Source organism: Rheinheimera gaetbuli (assembly GCF_054781935.1).
Genome location: NZ_BAAGTL010000028.1, coordinates 442,630 through 461,035, shown reverse-complemented (window position 1 = coordinate 461,035; position 18,406 = coordinate 442,630). Strand labels below are relative to the sequence as shown.

The following is an 18,406-nucleotide window of genomic DNA, read 5'->3' as shown; positions in this document are numbered from 1 at the left end:
GTTGCCACCAACGGCAGCTGAATGTTTGGGGTATTGGTATGAATACATATGCTTTTTCTTCTGCCCGCTTTGCTAACAGCTTTCCTGCTTTTAAAAAAGGTGCTTTTACCGAAAAACATTATCAGCTGCTAACACAATTATTTCCTGAGCATGGAGTGTTTGTATTATTGCTAAACCCAGCGGGTGAGCTTTTTATTGACACCTCACCACATGCCTATCGTTTTAGTCATCCGGGAATTTTGCTGCATCTGTTAACTCATGGCCCCAGTATACTTTTTACAAACAACCTGAAACAAAAGCCCTATCACGGCGTGTTTTGCAAAGAAACCGAGGAGGCGACGCGTTTTTTTGTATGCTCGGCCCTTAAAAGCAAAAATGGCAGAATGTTAGGTGCCTTCGGTGTTATTGGTGAACAGGCAAGAGCACTGTTGCCAGATGAAAAAGCGTTTATTGCCTGGCTGGCTGATAATCTGGCGCATGATATTCAGGCTGATGTGGCACCAGATTGTGCAATAAGCGATGAATTAAGCCAGTTTCCAGAAGTGATAACGCCTTATCTCGACGATATTTATATCATGGCCGACCGCGACGGCGTTATCATCAGTATGGCCGAGCAAGTGCCAGCGGCTTTACGGGATAGGGTGGCGCAAAGTGGTGGTACGCTAAGCAGTGTGTTTGGCAAAAACAATTCCGGGTTCTTCAACGATCTGATAAGCCTCGCCGAGGCTACGCAAAAAAAGCAAACAAACATATTACATTTGAGCTGCCGCAATGCGGAATTACTGTATTCCGTTAGCTGTAACCGTTTTTCGGATGGCTGGTACTTGTTTACCTTTCACGATATTACGGAGCGTAACAGGTTGCGCGAACTCCTCGAGAGCCGTAAACAGCTGCTGGAAGGCGTGGTACAAGCAAATAATGTTGGTATTCTGTTGTTAAATAATAGCGGCGAAGTGCTTTACGCCAATGAAAAAGCCACTGACTGGTTTTCTCTTGATATCAGCAGCGGTGGGCTAAAAATGCCTGCCGCCTATTGGTGCTACGCAGACAATAGCATGGGCCAGCAATACCCATTTCAGCAAATATTCTTGCAGCAATCTGATTTAAAAGACGTGCGATACGAGTGCTTGCTTGCAACAGGCGCACGTAAAGTCTTTAGCTTAAATGCGATGTATAAGGCTGATGTGAGCAGTATAAATGCCAGTGCAACTATTTTTATTCAGGACATAACAGAGCGGGCTTTGTTAGACCAGGCCTTGCTGGAAATGGAGCAGCAAATGCAGTTTTTACTGCAGGCTAGCCCGGTTGTTATCTACCAAATGACACATACCCCACTGGGGCAAATAATTTATATAAGCCCTAATTCAGACGCTATTTTAGCTATTAAAGAGCAGGAGGCTTTAAACTCTGCCAGCTATTGGTTAAGCCGTATTCACCCGGATGATAAAACAATCGTGCTGGCATTGTTAACGCAAACGCAAGAACAAGCGCTTAGTCTGGAGTATCGCTTTGCTGCTAAGGGCGACAGTAATTATCGTTGGATAAAAGATATCAGAAGGTTAGTGGCATTTGACATTAATGCCGGCTGGATTGGCGCCCTGTTGGATATAACCGATCGTAAATTGGCTGAGCGAGCACGTGAGCAAGCGCAGCAGCAGTTTGAGTTGCTTGCACAACATGTACCCGGTTTTCTATATCAATACAGATTAAAGCCAGACGGTAGCTCGCATTTTCCTTATGCGTCACCTGGCATTGTAAATATTTACGGTGTAGTGCCCGAACAAGTGAAAGACGATGCACAGGCGGCTTTTGACGTACTACACCCCGATGATGTGGCAAGAGTAAGTGACAGCATTTTGGCGTCAGCACACACCGGAAAGCCCTGGCAGTGCCAGTATAGGGTTAATTTACCGGCAGGCAACACGATCTGGGTGGATGGTCAATCTGCACCCACTTCGATGAGTGACGGTAGTACTGTTTGGCACGGTTACATCAGGGATATAACAGCACAAAAGTTAGCAGAGCATGCAGCGAAAGCCCATTCCGAGCGGGCACAGCTGCAGCGCAATCTGATTGCCAGATTAAGCTGTGACGAGACTGTGGTAAAAGGAGACTTAATTAAGGCGTTAAAGATAGTCACAGCGGGTTTAGCTGAGAGCCTTAAACTTGATAGAGTAAGTGTATGGATGTTGTCGCAAGCTGGTAACACGTTAAAGCGAACAATACTGTGCGAACGAAATAGCGGCTTTAATATTGAAGCCTGTACGCTAAATTGTGCGGACCTGCCTGAATATTTTAATGCGTTATTGTCTGCCGGTCAGATAGATGCTGAAAATGTGCAGTGCGATCCCCGCACAAAAGAGTTGGTTAGTACTTACTTAAAACCCTTGGGCATAGTCTCATTGCTCGACACCGGCTTTTTTCAAAACGGCACCATGGTGGGGGTGTTATCTGCTGAGTGTTTTGGCAATACTCGGCATTGGCATAGTGATGAAACCGCATTCTTTAGTGCAATTGCAAATTTGGTGTCACTGATTATTGCGGAAGACCAGCGCAAAAAAGCAGAGCTTAAGCGTGTTGCTATGCAGCGGCAACTTGCCTCTACATTAGAGAGCCTGGTAGATGCGGTAATTACGATTGATAAAAAAGGTAAGATCGTCGATGTGAACCAGGCAACATGCACGATGTTTGGTTATAGCAAAGACGCCATGCTCGGACATAACGTGTCTATGCTAATGCCCTCTGCCATAAGCCAGCATCACGATAGTTACATTGATAACTATGTTAAAACCGGCGTGGCGAAAATAATTGGTGTTGGTCGCGAAGTTAATGCCTTACATGCTGATGGGCATGAATTTCCGATTACCCTGTCGATAGCTGCCGTAGGCGAAGGTAAAAACCAGCGCTTTGTTGGTTGCTGCCATGATCTTAGTTTGATAAAGAAGCAGCAAGAGCAGTTGCTGCATAGTGAAAAACTCAGTGCGGTGGGTAAGCTAACCAGCAGTTTAGCGCATGATTTTAATAATATTTTAGGTATCGTGCGTGGTTATGCCGAAATGTTGCAACAAGAAAGTGAGCAGGTAGTGCAGCTGGCAACACCAATCATTGATGCCAGTGACAGAGCATCTGCGATGATAAGCCAACTGCTAGACTTTTCATCTTCGAAACAGCGTGCGGTCAGCACGATTGAGCTAAAAGCGCATTTAAAACGTTTACAGCCGCTGCTGGAGCGAGCGTTGGCTACTAATGTAACGATGAATATTAACCTTTGTCAGCAAGACCTGTTTATCAATATTGAGTTGCCGGCTTTTGACAATGCGCTGATAAATTTAGTGGTTAACGCTAGCTATGCAATGCAGGGGCTAGTTGACGGCTGTTTGCATATTGGTACTGCGCTTTGCAATGCGTCAGCACTACCTAAGCAGCTTAATGTTATTTCAGGTGATTATGCCAGTATTACCATTACCGATAATGGTTGTGGCATGAGTGAACAAGTGCGGCAAAAAATATTCGAACCTTTTTTTACCACTAAGGGCGATGCCGGTACCGGTTTAGGCCTGGCGCAAACCTATGGCATGGTACAGCGGTGCAAAGGCTATATTGATGTTACGTCTACTTTAGGTAAAGGCACTTGCTTTACGCTTTACTTTCCTCTGTTGCCTTTAGCGCAACATGCTGTAAACAGCATGTTGCCAGAAAAGATAGCAGATACGCAACATCTGTCACTATCGGCATCGGGCGTAAAGCCGCTTAAAACTGATAGTGCCAGCAAAGCGGTTATTTTATTGGTTGATGATGAGGTTGAACTGCTTGAGATGAATACCATGCTGCTGGAGTCTGCAGGTTATAGCGTGTTAGCTGCCAAAAGTGCAAAGCAGGCGCTTAGTTTATCAGCCGGGCATCATTTTGATTTGTTGTTATCCGATATTGTGATGCCAGAAATGAATGGCTTCGAATTGGCAAAAGCGTTAAAAGCAACCTATCCTGATGTAAAGGTGCAGTTGATGAGCGGCTATGCTGATAAGTCTATGATTACTGACGATGAATGCAATTTGTGGTACGCGCAGAGGCTGGCCAAACCGGTAGCTTTGGGCGCGTTAATGAAACGCATTGCAGAGGTACTGACATCGTGATGCTGGATACCAGAAATGTCTCATTGGCATTTAAAACCATAGCGGTGGTGGACGATAACGCCGAATTTTGCTTATTGTTAAAGCGCTTTCTTGAAGCAAAAGGCTATGACGTTACTGTGTTTAGCTCTTCTGCTGCTTTTATAAACAAAAGTTGTACGGCATTTGATTTAATCTTGTTAGATTTATATATGCCAGACCCTGATGGTGTAGCCGTAATCAGACATTTAGCTTCAGTGGATTATGGTGGTGCTGTTTTGCTGATGAGTGGGGAAGACCAGGGGGTATTAAGAGCGGCACTGGAGCTGGCGAAAGCTCAAAGTATAGAAAAAATAGCGTCTGTTAATAAACCGTTCTCTCTTGAGAATCTATCTGTGTTGGTTCATTCACTGCTGCAAGCAGTGGTTTTTAAACAGCAGGGCTTTACAGCGACATGGCAACCTGTGGCAGAGGATTTATTTGCTGCTATCGAGTTACAGCAGCTACAGCTGCACTATCAACCCAAGATAGTACTTGTTGATAATACGCTAGCCGGTTTTGAAGGTCTGCTGCGCTGGGCTCATCCAGAGCATGGTTTGGTTATGCCAGATCACTTTATACCTTTGGCAGAACAATCTCAGGAGTTAATGCAGCTGCTAACCAATGAAGTTGTCCGGCTTGCTATTTTGCAGTTAACTGAGTGGCAACAGCAGGGACAACAGGTCCAACTCAGCATTAATGTGTCGATGTTGAACTTAGAGGCGTTAGATTTTCCAGAGCAGTTGGAGCAAAAGCTGCGATCCGCAAAGCTTTCACCCGGGCAATTGTTGCTGGAAATAACAGAGTCCGCATTAAAGAGTGACGTTGCCAGTGCGTTGGATATTCTATTGCGCTTGAGAATGAAAGGTTTTGGCTTATCTATCGACGATTTTGGTACGGGCTATTCGTCATTAGCGCAGTTACATCGGATCCCCTTTAGTGAATTGAAAGTAGACCGTAGCTTTGTAATGACGATGCTACAAAGCCATGAAAGCCGGACTATAGTGGAAACCTGTATACAACTTGCTAAACGCTTAGGGTTGCAGGTAGTTGCTGAGGGCGTAGAGAATCAGGCAATTTTAGCCGAGCTTTTAGCAATGGGTTGTGATGTTGGTCAGGGCTATTTTTGGAGTAAACCCGTATCGGCGAACGACGCTAAAGCGTGGTTCTACGGCAATAGCGTTTAATAAAGGATTGAAAATGCAAAATAATGGTTGGATCTTATATTTTGAAGATGATAGTGCGATAGCAGAGCTTATAAAAACATCATTAGGTAAGCAAGGGTATCAGTTTTATCATTTCACTGCGTTTCCTGACGCAGGAATGCATGCCATTAAAGAAACCTGCACTGAGCATATTGTCTTAGTTATTCTTGATATTAATATGCCTGGCAAGTCTGGTTATGAAATATGTCAGTTACTTAAACACGATTTCCTTGCTGACAATATCCCTGTGATGTTTACGTCAGGCTTAATGGAAGACGAAGATATTATGCAAGCTTTCGCTGCTGGCGCGGATGATTATTTGGTTAAGCCTATTCATCTTAATGAGCTGCAAGTTAAAGTCCCTAAACTTATCGCGCAAAAGCAAGAGCATTGTGATGCAGCCGAGCAGGCATCTACCGCTATGAAGATGGCTTTTGACGCAATGAAAAACTCGTCAGAGTTGGGGGCGATACTCAGGTTTCATGAAGCGATTCATCAGGCAGAAGATTATGCAGCATTAGCACAATTGGTATTTGAGGGCGTTCGCGATTTCGAGCTTGAATCAACATTAGTATTGGTGTCAGAACAAGAGCCAGTTTATTATCGTGATGACATGCAACGCTCTCAGCTGGAGCTGGAATCTATCCTTGCAGCCAGAAGCCGGGGTCGTTTATATTCCTGGAAAGCCTATTCTTTCTTTAGTTATGATCTTTTTACTGTGTTAATCCGCAATATGCCAATAAATGACGAAGAGCGTTATGGCATATTAAAAGATCAAATTTGTTTATTGCTAAATGGTGTAGATGCCAGAATAAAAAGCATGCTAGTAGCAAGAAGTGAAAAAGAGAAACAGCAACGCATTGCAACGATATCTAAAGTACTGGCCAACCTTGTTGTAGAAATGGAGCAACAAAATACGGAGTTTTCTACCCAGTTAGAGCGGGTAATAAACGACATGGAAAGCAATATTGCCGCCGAAATTACGCAATTTAGTTTGCTTGAATCTGAAGAAAGTGGTCTTTTATCAATTATTAACGAGTCAATGGCATTAGCCACAACATTATTTGAACAAAATGTTGATAATGAAAAACAACGAAAATTAGTTATGAACCAGCTTATAGCTAAGTTAAATAACTAACTTTAAAGCTAATGGCCAAAATAACTTAACTGTTTTTCTGCCGCATATTGCGAGAGTTGTTGCTGAATATAGGCTTTATGTGCCGACTGCCCTGACACTACATAATAAGCATCTATATGCTCGAGCAACTGGCATTGATAGTGTTTTTCAAAAGCCAGATTGTGTTGTTGCAGGTAGTAGTTGAACGGCGCCTCATAAGTGAGCAGTGCACTGCTGCGGCCTTTAATAAACATTTCAACAGCGCTGATACTGTCCGGCAGATCGATAAAGCTATAGCCTTTATCACCTAGCACCTGGCGCTGACCATGGTAATCGAACCCGCGTATTGCCGCTATCGTAGGGTGTTTTTCCCGTGCTACCGCAGCACCGTGAGTCAGCAGTACTAACGACAGCTGTGCATAGGGTGTAGCAACAAAGCTGACATTGTCCGGCAGGGCTTTGGTTTGTTTAATATTAATGGTTAGGTCAACTTCGCCGTTTTGCAGCATTTTATACAAACGGGCCGGGGTGGCGCAGACTGTTGTCAGCTTAATATCGCTGTTTTGTAAGAGGTTACGGCTAAATTCAACCGCTTCTCCACCACAGTGTTCGTTATCGACCATCACAAAATAGGGAGGAAAATTATGCACGCCCAGACGTATTTCAGTGCCGGCATGCGCCGGAAACTTCAGAGACAACATTAGCAACAGTAGTACGCGCATAATTAGCCTTAGATAACAGTGCTTTTACATACTAACGCAAAGCGTTGTGTTAACAATACGCTGGCGCTGAATTATAGTACTGGTCGGAGTTTTGCCGTGGTGCTACTTTTACGAATTACAGTTGATATCGTTGCAAAAAAACCTCTGCCGGCAACTGGTTAAATTGCTGCAATAGCTGGCTAAACAGTTTGCTGTCGCTGAGTTTGTCCAGTGACTGGATCAGCTGTGTCAGGCTGGTATCCTGCAGGCGGCAGCATTGCTGATAGCGCTGGATTTGCAGATGCAGTGGCGCTTTACCCTGTTGCAGCAATAAGCGCTCTGCGACAACAAAAAACTGCGCGCCGCCCCAGTAGCCTGCTGCAAAACGACGCTGGCTCATTAGCTGCGCTGCGGTATCGGCCATGCTTAATGGCTGCACATAATGTTTACGCTGCGGCGCAAATTTAGCGTTAATCTCTGTGGCGGCGCTGTCAATTAACCCGGCCTGTTGCATGATCTGGTATTGCATATAGCTGGCAAAGCCTTCAGCAAACCATGCATGACGCCGGCCAAGAAAGGGCAGCGCCAGGTGGGCTATTTCATGGTATGCCGTCCAATCAGCAATAAATTGCTGTTTGCTAAACTGCGGCGCAACATAAAAATGCACTTGCTGGCTATGTTCCCGCCAGGTATTGGCCCAGGGCACCGGCTCATCGCCGGCACGACGGTATAGATATAACTGCATGTCAAACGGATAGGGGCCGAGTACACTCAACGTCGCCCGGCTGCTAAAGGCCAGCCACTGACTCAGTTTTAGTTGTTCTACCGCGCTGAATTCATGCTGCCAGTGCAGCTGATATGGTGGTGTTGCTGCGATGCTAATATTGCTGGCGCTGCTAAACAGCACCAGCACGGCAGCGACAAACTTACGCACGTTTTTGCAGCAGCAGAGCAATATCATCGCTGCTACTCATTATAGGTTCATCCTGTTTGGCTTTACGTGGCCGTAATTTTTCGCCCAATACCAGCATACAGGGCGTTAAAAATAGCGTTAGCACGGTGGCAAAGGTTAAACCGCCGGCAATGGCACTGGATAACTGCGTCCACCACTGGGTAGACGGTGCGCCAAAGCCCAGGCTGGGCTCGAGCAGGTTAACGTTTACTGCCAGTACCATCGGCAGCAAACCCAGTACCGTGGTAATAGAGGTTAGCAGCACCGGCCGCAGGCGCAGACAGCCGGTTTCCAGTGCTGCTTCAAAGGCTGACAAGCCGCTGTCGCGCAGCTGATTATAGGTATCAATTAACACGATATTGTTATTCACTACGATACCGGCCAGGCCAATAATACCCATGCCTACCATCACGATGCCAAAGCTTTGGCCATTCACCAGCAAGCCCAGTAAGACGCCGGCGGTAGAGAAAATAATGGCGGATAAAATTAACAAGCTTTGATACCAGCTGTTAAATTGCACCAGTAAAATCATCAGCATCAAAAATATAGCCGTGGCAAAGGCACCGAGTAAAAACGTCATGGCTTCTTGCTGATCGGCGCTTTCACCGGCAGTTTTTACCATCACGTTGTCCGGCAGTGTAATATCACTGCCCAGCAGCGCCTGTAAGCGCTCGCTTACCTGAAAACCTGCGGCTAAATCGCTTTTTATCGTTACTGCCCGGTTGCCATCAATCCGTTTTACCACACTGGTTTTTGGCGCTGGCACCAGCTTGATAAAGTTACTGAGCGGCACCTGACCACGCGTGGTTTGAATGGTTAAGCGACCCAGTTGATCCAAGGATCGCCAGTTTTGTGGAAAGCGTACGCGGATATCGACTTCGTCACTGGCGTATTCCGGGCGGAACTTTGCCAATAATAAACCGTTACTGATCATCTGTACGGCATTACCGACGGTAAGTACATCGGCACCAAAGCGCGCGGCTGCTGCACGGTCTACTTCAATGCGCCACTCAATGCCGGGCAGGCTGCGGTCATCTTCTATGTCGACAAAGCCGCCTAGTTCATGCATTTGGGCTATAAGCTGCGTTACCGCCTGTTCGGTGGCAGCAGATTCCATACTGCTGATTTGCAACTCTATCGGTTTACCGGCTGCCGGGCCTTCCTGCTGCTGGCGAAACTCCAGAATAATACCGGGGATATCGGCAGTCAGTTTACGCATATCGTCCAGAATGGCAGCGGCGCGGCGCCTGTCGTACCAGTCGATAAACTGAAACTGTAAGGTCCCCACCACATCGGGTGCCAGCTCGCCACCGGCGCTTGCCATAGAACGGGCATACAGCGCTTTTACTTCGGCTAAGCCGAGCAGGCGCTGTTCGACTTTTTGCAGCAGGGCGTCTTTTTCATAAATCGACATATCACCACGTGCCCGTACCCACACCTGTGCCGATTCTGGCTCTACCGACGGGAAGAATTCCATACCGTGGTTATATTTACCGTAGGCGACGAAAATAAGCAGCATAGCACCGAGCAGCCCGGCAAAGGTAAGCCCGGGGCGGCGCAACAAGCGCCCCAATAGGCTGCGATAGGCCAAACCGGCACGGCTTTGTTCCACCTGATGTACCGGTGGCTGTGCTTTGCTAAGAGAGCCCATCACCGGTAAAAAGATCAGCGCCATAAACAATGATGCCAGCAAACATAAAATTACCGTGGCTGGCAGGTACTTCATAAACTGACCGACAACGCCGGGCCACACCAGCAATGGCATAAATACCACTATGGTAGTCGCGGTTGAGGCAATGATTGGCCAGGCCATGCGTCCTGCGGCATTGGCCCAGGCCTGCTTGGGCGGTTGGCCTTCAGCTAAGTTGCGATCGGCCAGCTCGCTGACCACGATGGCGCCGTCTACCAGCATGCCGGCCACCAGAATTAGCGCAAACAGCACGATAATGTTCATGGTGTAGCCAAGCGCGGCTATCATCAGAATGCCGGCAAAAAACGCCCCGGGGATAGTAATTCCCACCAGCAATGCCGAGCGAACGCCCATGGTGGCGACAATCAGAATAAGTACCAGTACCACCGCAGTTAACACGTTGTTCAGTAAGTCTGACAGCATGTTTTTTACTTCTTTGGACTGGTCCATAATGTAATTGATGTGCATACCGTCCGGAAACTGGCTACTTGCCTGGTCGATTAATGCCTTAGTCTGCTCAATAGTCGAAATAATATTGGCGCCGGCACGTTTTTTAACTTCCAACACCACAGCAGGCTGGCCATTAATGCGGGCGAAACCGAGTGGGTCCTTAAAGCTGCGGCTTATCGTTGCGACATCGCCAAAGGTGATCACGGTATCGCCATCGGTTTTTATCGGCATTGATAAGACATCGTTTAAATCTTCAATCACGCCAGGCACTTTCATTGCCATCCGGCCAGCGCCGGTATCTAAACTGCCGGCAGCCACCAGCCGGTTGTTGTTTGAAACCAGACTAAACAGTTTCTGGTAGTCCAGGCCATAGCCCTCGAGTACCTGCGGGTCAACCACTATTTCCAGTAAGTCTTCGCGGTCGCCACCGATATCCACTTCCAGCACTTCCGGTATCGCTTCGATATTCTCCTGCAGTTGACGTGCGATATACACCAGCTGGTTTTCTGATACCGGGCCGGATAACCCTACCGATAACACCGGAAACAGGCCAACGTTAATCTCGTTTACGGTTGGCTCGTCGGCTTCACTGGGTAGCTTAGAGCGGGCGGCGTCTACTTTTACCCGCACATCGGCCAGCGCTTTGTCGGCGTCAAAGCCGGCATCAAACTCCAGCATTACCGAAGCATGGCCTTCGCTGGAAGTAGAAGTCATCTTTTTTATGCCTTCTAAAGAACGCAGTTCGTGCTCCATCGGCCTTACCAGCAAACGCTCACCATCTTCCGGGCTAATACCATCAAGCGACATCGACACATACATCATCGGAATAGCGACATCGGGATTGGCTTCTTTGGGTATGGACTGATAAGCGCTGATGCCGGCAATAAATAAAAACAGCAACAGCATCATACTGGCGCGGCTGCGCTGTATGGCAGCCTGGATAAAGCTGTTCATGCTTTAGCTCCCACTACCTTTACGCTGTCACCGGCGCGGACAAAACCGGCACCCTGAGTAATAATTTGCGCCCGTGCCGGTAAACCACTGACCCAGGCACCCGTTGTATCAGCGGTGAGAATTTGCACCGGGTAAAATACAACGTGTTGCTGTGCATCGACTACGGCAACGGTCAATTGGCCGGAGTTATCCAGGCTGAGTAAAGCCGGAGAGATAAGGTGCGCCTGCACGCTGTCCAGAGCGATGTCCAGCGTGGCACTGGCACCGGCGATACGCCATAACTGCGGGTTGGCGACACTGACTTCAACATAGAAACTGCGGGTAGCGTTGTCGGCCGCATAGCTGATAAAGCTCAGTTCGCCACTTAGCGCGCGGCCATCAAGCAAGCGAATTTTTACCTGCTGGCCAATTTGTAAGGCACGAACATGTTGCTGCGGAATTTGTGCTGTGACTTTAAGCCGATCAATTTGCACCAGTTGCATCAGCTCTGTACCTGTTTGAATTAAATCACCCACTTCGATATGGCGCCGGTCTACCAACCCATCAAACGGCGCTACCGGCTGTGTTTGGTTAACAGCCAGCATAGCGCTTTGTAGCTCAGCTTCAGCTTTAGCCAGTTCACTCTCTAACCGGGTTAACTCGGTGACGGACAAAAACTGCGCCTTGCCTAGTGTGCGGGCGCTGCTAAGTTCGGTTTGGCGTAGGGTTAAATTGGCTTTTGCTTGCGCTAACATCGCGCTGCGGCCTTCATCCGATAAGCGCAGCAGTTTATCGCCTTGCGCTACGCTGTCGCCTTGTTGCTTTAACAGGGCTTCAACCCGGCCAGGTTGTTGCGATTTAATGCTGACACTGCGCCATGGCAGCACCTGGCCCTGAGCTATTTGTGTTGCCTGATACGGCTGCGCTTCTGACCAACGGGTTTCAACCTGTGGTAGCTGTTTCTGCGTTACTTGCTGCGGTGCAGGTGGGGTGTCTTTGGCGCTGAAATTATCTCCGCTTAATAGCCACAGTATCAGCGCCACCGCAAGAACAATGGCCAGTAGCATAGGTGAGAGGGAGAATTTTTTCAGCATAACGCATCCTTGGTGGCGGTGAGCAAAGCCGTGGTTTGAGCATGGTTATAAAATATACCTACAGTGATGAATGTCAGCAAGGCCGCAACTGTAAGCAAATATGGCGGGTTTAACAGAGTTTTACGCTCTGTTAAACCAAGAGACGGTAATAACTACTGATTGCGGGCAAAGCGCCCTAACTGCTGCTGCGTGCGGGCGGTGCCGCTAAGCAGATCTTTGGCTGCCTGGTCAATCGACGCCATCTGGCTGTAGGCGTCACTGGTTACCTGCTCTATGGCGCTTAAATGCTGGTGCGTTTGCTGGTAACGCTGCTCCAGTTCCAGCACGGTTTGGTTGATGTTTTGAATACCGGTTTTCGCCTGCTGCAGCTCTTGCTGTAACTGGCTAAATTCGTCGCTGGTACTGGCAATTTGCTGCTGCGCCTGCTGCGCTTGCTGGTTCAGGCTTTGTGATTCGGTGCGGGTTTCGCCTACCAGTTGCTCCATCTCATTTAAAAAACCGGAAATTTGCTTAGTGGCATCATTTACTTTAGCAGCCAGGGTACGCACTTCGTCTGCCACCACAGCAAAACCGCGACCAGCATCACCGGCACGGGCGGCTTCAATGGCGGCATTAAGTGCCAGCAGGTTAGTTTGGTCAGAAAAGGTTTCTACCATCACCAGAATTTGACGTACGTTTTCTGAGTTTTTATGTAAGCCGTTAATGGTGCTGCCAAAGCTGTCGAGCAGCTTAACAATGCCAGACAACTGGCCGCTTAACTGCTGCATCTGGCCGCTGGCTACTTTGGCTTTGTTTACCGCCACGCCGGATACCTGGTTTACCTCATCACCGTGTTGCACAATATCAGCCAGATTTTGCAATACCTGATCGCTTTCGCGGCGAATTTCTCCGCTACGTTGTTCAGTATCTTGCAAATGGCTGCGGGTGCTTTTTACCGCGGATGACACCTGCTCGTTTACCAGATGTGTTTCACGTGCCTGCTGGTGAATATCGCCCAATAACACACCGAGTTGGCTAACAAACTGGTTATATTCCTCCGACAGGGTACGAAACTCATCAAAGGTAAAAGCCGGCAAGCGGTGGTTTAAATCAGTGCCTTTGCGGTTGGTATCGTGCAGTGCCGATACTAATGCTTTTACCGGCCGCACAATCAAATAGTGCATATAGCCAATGGTAAAAATAAAAGCACCACAGCCTAGCAGCAGCAGTGCCCACCAGCTACCACTTGCGCCACCGTCGGGGTACGCAAGGTATAACGCATAAAAGAAAAACACAGCCAAAAAGCTAATGTTACCCGCTATTTTACGGCTTAAACTGCCGAAAAATGTGCGTTCGATAAACAGGTAAAGGGAAGTAAATCCGCTCATAAAGTCGCAAGTCCTGCCAGTTTAAACTGATGTTAAATCAGCATAACATAGCAATTAGCTAGCTGCGACCCGCCTGTGTTATCACAGCTTGATCTGAAACAACGGCCATTCAAATAGGCAGCCTTCGGCTGACAAACCAGCCGGCGACCATGGCGGCAATAAATGCCAGTGTGCCAATGCTGCCGGAGCTTATAGCCGCTAGTGCCGGGCCCGGACAATAACCTACTAAGCCCCAGCCGGCACCGAATAACAATGCGCCGATGACCAGCGGTTTATCTAAATCTTTTTTGCCGGGCAAACTAAAATGCTCCGCAAATAGCGGCTTGTCTTTTTTTGCAAACAGCCAGTAACCGGTGCTGTAAACCGCTAACCCTGAGGCCATAACCAGCATTAAACTGGGGTCCCAGTCGGCATTCAGCGTTAAAAAGCCCAGCACTTTAGCCGGATCTATCATTTGTGAGTAAGCAATACCGGCTGACATCAGTAAGCCGGCGATAACAGCAATAATAATCGGCATGGCTGTTTCCTTAACGTAGTAGGGTGGCAACAATAACGCCACTTAGCATAAACAGCAGCGTAGCGGTAATGGAGCGCGGCGATAAGCGGCTGATACCGCAAATACCATGGCCTGACGTACAACCACTGCCCCAGCCGGTTCCAATGCCTACCAGCAAGCCGGCAACCACAAGCTGCCAGCTCATCTCTGGTGTGCTGTAACTAAAATCGCTGATAACCGCGCCTACCAGCAACGGGCCTGCGATAATGCCAGCTAAAAATGCCAGCCGCCAGCTACGGCCATCTTTGGAGAATAATGCTGAGCTGGCAATACCGGAAATACCGGCAATACGGCCGGAAAATACAAATAATATCAGTGCGCCCAAGCCAATCATGCCGCCACCAATAAGTGCCTCTACCGGAGTGAAGTTTTCCATTTACTGCTCCTGTTATTGTTTAACAGCAAGGCCGGCGTCTAACCAGGCCTGAACACCGCCGGCGACGGAATATACCTGGCTAAAACCCATGCGTTGCAGTGATTCTGCCGCCAATGCAGAGCGCGCACCGGAGCGACAAATTAAATACAGCGGGTTTTGTGCTAATTGCGTCAGTGCCATATCGGGCGCGCAGCCACTGGCGGCTACCTTGGGGTGGTTATGAATATTCATTTCCAGCACCCCTCGCGGATAATTTACTGCGCCAGGTATATGTTGTTGCGCAAATTCGGCGGGTTCGCGCACATCTACCAACACGGTTTCAGCGTCAGCAGTCAGCGCTGCGTTTAACTCGCTGATACTGACTTCTTTAATTGCCGCTTTGGCTTCTGCTACTAACTGTTGCGATGTTTTCATCTGACACTCCTGCTGTTGAGGTTATATCTGAAGTTATATCCGCTGCTACAGCACGGATTGATATATGACCACCACGGCCATGATCACTAAGAATACAGCAAAGGCGCGTTGTAACTGCTGTTTTGGTAAGCACTTACCAACGGCTGCACCGACATAACTACCGGCAATACCAGCGACTATCATCAGGCCTATGGTGCTCCAGTCAAATATGGCGCCGTCTGCCGCCATTACCCAATAGTATTTGCCAAAACCGACAAAAGATTTCATCGCAATAATAACCAGGCTGGTCGCCACACCAACCGGCATGGTTAAACCGCCCAGCAGTACCAGCGCCGGTACAATTAAAAAGCCACCGCCGACACCAACAAAACCGGTAATGGCGCCGACCGCCAAGCCATCAATAACAATTTTTACCGGTTTAAATGCTTTACCGTTACCCAGCTCACCAGCCTTGCTGCGCCACATCATTACTGCAGCCACCAGCATCAACAGGGCAAACACCAGCAATTGCCAGCGCGTATCTACCAGTGTGCCCAGCCAGGCACCACCATAGGTGCCTGCCATACCCGGAATACCAAACCATAACACATGGCGCCAGCTGATCAGCCGTTGCAAACCATTACGTACCGAGCCGAACAAGCTGATGCCAGCGACAATTAACAACGACGACGCTATCGCCAACTGCGGCGGCATGTGCAGCAGGTACAACAATACCGGCACAGTAAGAATAGAGCCGCCCGAGCCAAACAAGCCTAAACTTAAGCCAATTACCAGGGCACCGAGCAAAGCTAACATAATGACTTTACCTTATATAACATAATGGAATATGCTTATAACATGAATTGCATTCTAGAGTGGTTTTGGTTAAGCTGCAATCTAAATTTAGCATTTACTAATTTAAGGGGTTGATATGGCCGTTGATCAAGTTGAAATAAAAATGTTTTTCGATGCCGACAGCTCGACCTTTAGCTATGTTGTGGCCGATAGCGACACCGGTTTTGCTGCCATTATAGACCCGGTGCTTAACTACGAGGCTGCTGCGGGCACTGTCAGTACTGCTGACGCTGATGACATACTGGCTTATTTAGCTGCCCATGAGCTTAAGCTACAGTGGATACTTGAAACCCATGCTCATGCCGATCATTTATCGGCTGCAGATTATCTGCACCGTAAAACCGGTGCGCCAGTAGCGATAGGTGAGGGCATTAAAAAAGTGCAGCACACCTTTAAGCTGGTATTTAACCTGGGCGATGATGAACTGCTGGCCAAAGGTGATTATTTTCACAAGTTGTTTGCTGATAATGAGTGCTTCAACATTGGCAGTATAACTGCTCAGGTGCTTAACACCCCAGGCCATACCAACGACAGTGTCAGTTATTTAATTGCCGGTAACTTATTTGTTGGTGACTCGCTGTTTATGCCTGACGCTGGTACAGCGCGTTGTGACTTCCCCGGTGGCGATGCGCATATTCTCTTTCGCTCTATTCAGCGCATATATCAGCTGCCGGATGAGACAAAAATTTATATGTGCCATGACTATCAGCCGGGTGGGCGCGAGCTGAAATACCAAACCAGCGTAGCGGAGCAAAAAGCGCAGAATATTCATGTTAAGGCCGGCACGCCAGAGCAAGACTTTGTGCAAAAACGTGAGGCGCGTGATAAAACCCTGGCGGTACCAAGGCTGATATATCCAGCGGTGCAGGTGAATATCCGTGGCGGCCAGCTGCCTAAAGCCGCGTCTAATGGCGTAAGTTATATCAAGATCCCGTTAAAACAGAGCTGATACTTTGCCGGCGACATCTGGGCCAACAACTTGTTTGTTACTAATGTTTTAGCGTAACCTGCCTGCAAGCAATTCAGACAAGGTTACCGCATGAGAATAGCGCTGTTAGGGCTTGGCGATATAGCGCAAAAAGCCTACTTACCCTTAATGGCGGCTATGCCAGGCATAACGCCGCTGCTGTGCACCCGGCAAGCGCCACTATTGCAACAGTTGATGCAGCAATACCGCATTACCGAGGGTTATACCGAGCTTACGCAGTTAATTGCCGCCCGGCCGGATGCAGTGATGATCCATAGCAGCACCGATAGCCATTTCAGCGTCGCAACGGCCTTACTTAACGCCGGTATTGCGGTCTTTATTGATAAACCACTCAGTTACCAACTGACAGAGTGTGAACAATTACTGACGCTGGCTGAGCGTAAAAACCTGTTGTTGTTTGTTGGTTTTAACCGCCGCTACGTGCCGTTATATCAGCCGGCATTGGCGGTTTCTCCGATACAGCTGCATTATCAGAAAAACCGACATAACCTGCCAGCCGATATCCGCACTTTTATCTATGATGATTTTATTCATCTGCTGGATTTTGCCCACTTTGCTACCTCGTTACATAACCGCGGTAATTTCACCCCTACGGTGCATGGCCACTTTGTCGACGGCCAATTAGGCTGTGTTCAGGTAAGCTGGCATGTGGGAAATACCATGGTGTCGGCGTCAATGAACCGTCTGGCGGGGGGCAATTTTGAGCGGCTGGCGTACTTCGCTGAAAACCAGCACTGGCAGGTAGATAACCTGGTGCAGGGCCAGCTAACGGCGGATAACCGGCAGCAGCAGCTGGCGGTAAACGACTGGCATGACACCCTATACAAGCGCGGTTTTGTCTCAATGCTGCAGGCATTTATTCAACAACTGGCAAAAGGCGGCACTAACAGCGCGCAAAATAAAACCCTGCTTAGCAGCCATCAGCTCTGTGAGTTTGTGGTCCAACAACTGCAACAATAAAAAAGACCGGTCAGAAGGTTGGGAGTTCTGACCGGCCGAATACCATCAAGGGTAACACGCAGACTGTATGCTACATAGCAGCCAGCTTGCCTGTTTTGATGTAGCGCAATAATACCGGTGTTAAGCCTGGCAACCCAGCAACAAAATGTAAGGTTTTATATCGGCGTAACACCTTGTTGCGTTGCCGGCATGGGTAGTTAAGCCACAAGCTGGGTATTATTACCAATGGCTTTAAGCAGCTGCAGCAAATACGGCTGCAGCGCACCGGTTTTGCTGATGTATTTGACACCTTAGTGATCTTAGAGCAGGTTGGCGTTGCTAAACCGCATATCGACATTTTTAACCATGCGTTTTCCTTGATGGGCCATCCACCGAAACAGCACATCTTAATGGTAGGCGATAACCCGCATGCCGATATTCAGGGTGGCATTAATGCCGGTATCGACACCTGCTGGCTCAACCGTCATGGTGCTGCGCGACCAGATGGTATTACGCGCCGCATATTGAAGTTAATTCGCTATCACAGCTGCAGCAGTGGTTGTTGGGCAGCGATTAGCTGCTGGCTGGAAAAAACGGCGGAATTTGGTTATAACCTGCACTAACTAAACTCTGCTAAGGCCG

General features: G+C 48.3%; 15 protein-coding genes. 6 read left to right on the top strand and 9 right to left on the bottom strand.

The window, feature by feature from the left end; translation table 11 throughout:
- Nucleotides 1-38: 38 nt before the first annotated feature.
- The 3 genes from ACYVIC_RS18650 to ACYVIC_RS18640 are packed head-to-tail and all read left to right on the top strand — an operon-like array spanning nucleotide 39 to nucleotide 6,491.
- The gene (locus ACYVIC_RS18650) at nucleotides 39-4,133 is read left to right on the top strand and encodes a PAS domain S-box protein (RefSeq protein ID WP_460862366.1); all 4,095 of its coding nucleotides are present in this window, start codon (nucleotides 39-41) and stop codon (nucleotides 4,131-4,133) included.
- Complete coding sequence (locus ACYVIC_RS18645) at nucleotides 4,046-5,335, top strand: EAL domain-containing protein (protein ID WP_460862364.1); 1,290 nt, start codon at nucleotides 4,046-4,048, stop codon at nucleotides 5,333-5,335. The genes ACYVIC_RS18650 and ACYVIC_RS18645 overlap by 88 nt, the downstream gene beginning before the upstream one ends.
- A gap of 13 nt (nucleotides 5,336-5,348) precedes the next feature.
- On the top strand, nucleotides 5,349-6,491 hold the full coding sequence (locus ACYVIC_RS18640) for a response regulator transcription factor (RefSeq protein ID WP_460862361.1): 1,143 nt from the start codon (nucleotides 5,349-5,351) through the stop codon (nucleotides 6,489-6,491).
- Nucleotides 6,492-6,499: 8 nt separating this feature from the next.
- Here the strand turns inward: ACYVIC_RS18640 and ACYVIC_RS18635 are convergent, their stop codons facing one another.
- From ACYVIC_RS18635 to ACYVIC_RS18595, 9 genes are all read right to left on the bottom strand, one after another.
- Nucleotides 6,500-7,192: a transporter substrate-binding domain-containing protein gene (locus ACYVIC_RS18635; protein WP_460862359.1), complete on the bottom strand. Its 693-nt coding sequence runs from the start codon at nucleotides 7,190-7,192 to the stop codon at nucleotides 6,500-6,502.
- A gap of 115 nt (nucleotides 7,193-7,307) precedes the next feature.
- A complete protein-coding gene (locus tag ACYVIC_RS18630) occupies nucleotides 7,308-8,105 on the bottom strand; it encodes a hypothetical protein (protein ID WP_460862358.1) in 798 nt (265 codons plus the stop codon).
- On the bottom strand, nucleotides 8,098-11,217 hold the full coding sequence (locus ACYVIC_RS18625; RefSeq protein ID WP_460862356.1) for an efflux RND transporter permease subunit: 3,120 nt from the start codon (nucleotides 11,215-11,217) through the stop codon (nucleotides 8,098-8,100). The genes ACYVIC_RS18630 and ACYVIC_RS18625 overlap by 8 nt, the downstream gene beginning before the upstream one ends.
- The gene (locus tag ACYVIC_RS18620; RefSeq protein ID WP_460862355.1) at nucleotides 11,214-12,290 is read right to left on the bottom strand and encodes an efflux RND transporter periplasmic adaptor subunit; all 1,077 of its coding nucleotides are present in this window, start codon (nucleotides 12,288-12,290) and stop codon (nucleotides 11,214-11,216) included. Before ACYVIC_RS18620 ends, ACYVIC_RS18625 begins: the two co-directional genes overlap by 4 nt.
- Before the next feature lie 152 nt (nucleotides 12,291-12,442).
- A complete protein-coding gene (locus ACYVIC_RS18615; protein ID WP_460862354.1) occupies nucleotides 12,443-13,657 on the bottom strand; it encodes a methyl-accepting chemotaxis protein in 1,215 nt (404 codons plus the stop codon).
- A gap of 109 nt (nucleotides 13,658-13,766) precedes the next feature.
- Nucleotides 13,767-14,174 (bottom strand): DUF6691 family protein, encoded by a 408-nt coding sequence (locus ACYVIC_RS18610; RefSeq protein WP_460862352.1) that lies wholly within the window; start codon nucleotides 14,172-14,174, stop codon nucleotides 13,767-13,769.
- A 10-nt stretch (nucleotides 14,175-14,184) separates the two neighbouring features.
- Entirely contained in the window at nucleotides 14,185-14,589 is a 405-nt protein-coding gene (locus tag ACYVIC_RS18605; protein WP_460862351.1) for a YeeE/YedE family protein, read from the bottom strand.
- A 12-nt stretch (nucleotides 14,590-14,601) separates the two neighbouring features.
- A complete protein-coding gene (locus ACYVIC_RS18600; RefSeq protein WP_460862350.1) occupies nucleotides 14,602-15,003 on the bottom strand; it encodes a rhodanese-like domain-containing protein in 402 nt (133 codons plus the stop codon).
- A 45-nt stretch (nucleotides 15,004-15,048) separates the two neighbouring features.
- Nucleotides 15,049-15,798, bottom strand: coding sequence for a sulfite exporter TauE/SafE family protein (locus ACYVIC_RS18595; RefSeq protein ID WP_460862348.1), 750 nt, complete (start codon nucleotides 15,796-15,798; stop codon nucleotides 15,049-15,051).
- A 115-nt stretch (nucleotides 15,799-15,913) separates the two neighbouring features.
- On the opposite strand from ACYVIC_RS18595, the gene ACYVIC_RS18590 reads away from it, so the two are divergent.
- From ACYVIC_RS18590 to ACYVIC_RS18580, 3 genes are all read left to right on the top strand, one after another.
- The gene (locus ACYVIC_RS18590) at nucleotides 15,914-16,786 is read left to right on the top strand and encodes an MBL fold metallo-hydrolase (RefSeq protein WP_460862346.1); all 873 of its coding nucleotides are present in this window, start codon (nucleotides 15,914-15,916) and stop codon (nucleotides 16,784-16,786) included.
- Nucleotides 16,787-16,876: 90 nt separating this feature from the next.
- Nucleotides 16,877-17,785: a Gfo/Idh/MocA family protein gene (locus ACYVIC_RS18585; RefSeq protein ID WP_460862345.1), complete on the top strand. Its 909-nt coding sequence runs from the start codon at nucleotides 16,877-16,879 to the stop codon at nucleotides 17,783-17,785.
- A gap of 209 nt (nucleotides 17,786-17,994) precedes the next feature.
- On the top strand, nucleotides 17,995-18,387 hold the full coding sequence (locus tag ACYVIC_RS18580; protein ID WP_460862660.1) for an HAD-IA family hydrolase: 393 nt from the start codon (nucleotides 17,995-17,997) through the stop codon (nucleotides 18,385-18,387).
- Nucleotides 18,388-18,406 lie beyond the last annotated feature (19 nt).